Source organism: Oleiphilus sp. HI0061, assembly GCF_001635675.1.
The window spans coordinates 1-3736 of record NZ_LWFE01001402.1 but is presented as its reverse complement, the minus strand read 5'-3'; the positions used below and the strand labels follow the sequence as shown (position 1 = coordinate 3736).

3 protein-coding genes and 1 pseudogene are annotated in these 3736 nt (G+C 42.8%); 1 reads left to right on the top strand and 3 read right to left on the bottom strand.

Features of this window, described 5'->3' with window-relative positions:
• The 3 genes and pseudogenes from A3735_RS22140 to lexA form a co-directional block, all read right to left on the bottom strand.
• Window positions 1-433: pseudogene (locus A3735_RS22140) on the bottom strand (RND family transporter); the annotation flags it as partial.
• 358 nt (window positions 434-791) lie between these two features.
• Window positions 792-1304, bottom strand: a complete 513-nt coding sequence (locus A3735_RS22135; RefSeq protein WP_068511125.1) for a cell division inhibitor SulA — start codon at window positions 1302-1304, stop codon at window positions 792-794.
• Window positions 1301-1912, bottom strand: a complete 612-nt coding sequence (gene lexA / locus A3735_RS22130) for a transcriptional repressor LexA (protein WP_068511122.1) — start codon at window positions 1910-1912, stop codon at window positions 1301-1303. Before lexA ends, A3735_RS22135 begins: the two co-directional genes overlap by 4 nt.
• Window positions 1913-2166: 254 nt before the next feature.
• Here lexA and A3735_RS22125 point away from each other — a divergent pair, with 254 nt between their 5' ends.
• Entirely contained in the window at window positions 2167-3327 is a 1161-nt protein-coding gene (locus A3735_RS22125; protein WP_068515808.1) for a hypothetical protein, read from the top strand.
• Window positions 3328-3736 lie beyond the last annotated feature (409 nt).

Here is a 3736-nt window from a genome sequence, read left to right as displayed (position 1 = left end):
TGAGTGCGACACTCTTTGCGTACGCAATTTCACTGCTCGATAAATTGCTTGCATCTGTAACCAGGTTGTCTACCAAAAGGTCATCGTCTTCTGCAATAGTGTGTTGGTAATTGGTAATAGAGTCCACGCGTATTGAGTAGGGAAGTTGCCAAGACATTTCGGTAAGCTCTTCAATGATGCTTAAAGTCTCTCGAGTAAATATATGGCCATCTTGGGGGGCGAGGACAAACATGACGTTGTCACTTTTTGTAAAGGTTGCCTGTAAATCTTCGAAGGCTTTTAGGTGGGGATTATCATCACTAAAATAAATCCGGTAGTCGGAGCTAAATTTTGTTTGCGGTAAACCTGTGGCGGCAAGAAATACCACAAGCAATGAGGCGAATACCACCAGTAAGCGAAACTTAACAAGAAAATGGCTTATGCGTTCAATCATAGCGTAACCTACCTAATGTTTCTATTGCCGCAGAATGCCTGTAGCGAGCATGATAACTATACTTAAAGGTTGTGACCGGCGGTCATGAATTTAGAATACTACGCTTTGAACAGTGTGAATACAATGAATAAAGATATTTGAAGCTAAGAATAACTTTTCTAAATATGGAAAAGTAATAATGCTAATGGCTTAATAATGGGATAATTGCTGTGACGGAAAATCTTCTTATAGGTCTTATAGTATTGGCTTGAGAAAAATAAGTTTCGATCCTTGAAACTTTAATAGTGGTCACTAAGTGCGAGGGCTAGCGACTAACAGAAAACGAGTAGAAAACTTTATATGTTGCGTACAAAGGTGATTATCTGGAACGTAGTACTATTCCATGGCTATTTCCTTTTGCAGACGCCCCCTCAAGCGAGTCAAACTCTTCATTTGATAGGGAGTTTGTCCAGGCAATTACTGCGTGGCAGGTGCCTGCTTCAAGCGCGCGTTTGCTTAATTCTATCGCCGATATAGATTCAGATGAGCGAAGAATCATAATTTCTTCCATTGCAAGCCCCTGGTGTTGTTCTTGCCACTTTTTGAGCAGTTGAATAGGCGGGTCAATCCAGGCAAGCCAGCGTTGTTCCTGATTTAACTGGCTCAGCATAGGAAGAACCATTTGAATGCAGTCAGCCTTATCTTTAGCGATGATAATTTCCGTGACATTTGCTGCGACATGCTCAGTCTGCTCGTTGCTTAGAGAGGCGCCAGAAGTTGAAGAACTTAAAGGTTGAGCAGGGTAAGTTAGCTGTACCGGGCTTTGGCCAAATTGGTTAATAGTATTTAGGTCGTCAAGATAGTCTGACTCATAAATAGATAGCTGCTTCATTGGATACCCTCCTTACGGATAACGCCTACGCCCAGACCTTCAATTACTACATCTTGTTCTCTCAGGTCGATCACGATGGGATCAAACTCTTCATTCTCGGCAATAAGCTCAACGATGTGTTTGTTTTTATTGAGACGTTTAACCGTTACTTCTTCGCCCACTCTGGCAACGACTATTTGCCCATTTCGAGCTGTTTCGGTTTTATGGACTGCAAGCAAATCTCCGTCGAGTATGCCGATATCCTTCATGCTTTCACCTCTTACGCGTAATAAGTAGTCAGCAGAAGGAGAGAAAAACTCTGGCGCAAGTGTGCAGTAGTCTTCGATATTTTCCTCACCTAAAATCGGGTTACCAGCAGCGACTTGACCAACAATCGGTAAACCCTCGGGAATATCGCTTTGCGGTAAGCGGATGCCACGGCTGGCTCCGGGGACAATCTCAATCGCGCCTTTCTTGGCTAGTGCCTTAATATGGTCTTCTGCTGCATTGGCAGAGCGAAAGCCAAGTGCCAAAGCTATTTCCGCACGAGTAGGTGGGTAACCTGTTTCATCAATATTTTGTTTGATGAGTTGCAATACTTCGCTTTGTCTCTTGGTGAGCTTTAGCATGCCGTGTAGTCCGTTAGGTTGAGTTAATGTTTATCTGTGTGAATAACCAGTACCTGTAAATGTATACAGTAAAATGTATTTTGTAAATGTTTTGGAAAGAACTTTTCCATATATTTTATTGAAAGCCATTTTTTACCCATGCATGATGTAGCGAAATTGCACAGTAAAAGGCGGGCGAAAACTTGAATCTATCGACAAATAAAATAAATACCATCTTCCACAAAACTTCTACTTTGCTTCTTACGAGTGCTTTAATGCTTAGTAGTGGCAATGCCCTCGCGAGTGTTGAAGGTGAGTTAGGTTTTCAAGCGCGTACCTTTGTGGAAGAGGGGCTTGCCGATCAGAGTCAATTTCAAAGCTCCCTAAGCGGGCAGATAGAATTCGATACATCATTAGGGCAAGGAGACTTTGTTGCCAAGGTGTTTGGTCGTTACGACTTTGAGGATGATGAGCGCACTCATTTTGACTTACGCGAAGCGCTCTGGACCTACTATGGCGATTCCTGGGAGTTGCAAGCGGGTGTCGGTAAGGTGTTTTGGGGTGTCACAGAATCTATGCATCTCGTTGATATCGTTAATCAAAGCGACAGTGTTGAAAACCCCGATGGCGAAGACAAGCTCGGTCAGGCGATGCTTAAGTTTTCATTAGAGCGAGACTGGGGAACGATTGACCTTTTCTGGTTACCGTACTTTCGCGAAAGAACCTTCGTTGGCGAAGATGGTCGCTTATCTGCAAGCCCTTTGCCGGTAAGTAATGATGAAGCAAGCTATGCATCGGGTGCACAAGAATGGCATAGTGACTTTGCTGTCCGTTATTCACATTATGTCGGTGAATTAGAGTTTGCTTTATCTCATTTTTCCGGCACGAGTCGTGAAGCCAGTTTCCGCCCGAATGCTACGTTTTCTGAGTTAGTTCCTCATTATCATCTTATCGATCAGACTGGTATTGAACTTCAATATATTTATGACTCTTGGCTATTAAAGTTTGAAGGTATCACCAATTCCGGCTTTGGTGATGCTCTTGGTAGAAAAGGTCGATATAGCGCCGCAGTATTTGGCTTTGAATATACCCAAGTGGGTATTTTCGAAAGCTCTGCTGATCTGGGGTGGGTGTTGGAATATATGTTTGATGACCGTAAAGAGCACGCAACTCACGCTTTTGAACGAGATATTTTTGCCGGTTGGCGTTATGCCTTTAATGATGAAGACTCCTCTGAAATCCTAACGGGCGTCATTTTTGATCCACGTACTGAGGAATTGATGTTTTCATTCGAGGCGAACAAGCGACTGGCGAGCGATCTTAAGTTGAATATTGAAGCGCGCGTGTTTCACGGTGCCGAAAGTGACGACCAATTGAAAACTTACGGTCTAAGAGATGAAGACTATTTAGAGCTGGAGTTAGTGAAGTACTTCTAAAAGTATGGCTTTTATGCCTGATTTAAATTTATTTATGTTTTTTTGTTGGTAAAACTCGCTATATTGCTGTGATGACATACACTTTTGTTAAGTACTGTGTGAATTGTAATTGAATGTTGAGAAAGGCCATGTCTACATATACTTCATCCCCGAATTCTAGCGTTGAAGGCGGGAGCCGCATAGAGACAACCAATTTTGTGATCGATGCAAAGCACGATATCTTGACGATCGATATGCTTGGAACATGGAATGAGGGGAATACCTTAGACTATGTCGCTAGTTATAAACGTTTGGTTCACCGCTATTTTACCCGAGAGTGGGCTTGNGTGATCAACTTAAAGGGCATGGATATGCTTCTATCCGAGTCGTTTCAAATCGAAACACTAAAGGCGCTTAATGCTTGGTCTTA

What these genes read in the sequence shown, in the direction of transcription:
- A3735_RS22135 (WP_068511125.1), bottom strand. Translation starts at nt 1,304, where the DNA reads ATGAAGCAGCTATCTATTTATGAGTCAGACTATCTTGACGACCTAAAT.
- lexA (WP_068511122.1), bottom strand. Translation starts at nt 1,912, where the DNA reads ATGCTAAAGCTCACCAAGAGACAAAGCGAAGTATTGCAACTCATCAAA.
- A3735_RS22125 (WP_068515808.1), top strand. Translation starts at nt 2,167, where the DNA reads ATGCTTAGTAGTGGCAATGCCCTCGCGAGTGTTGAAGGTGAGTTAGGT.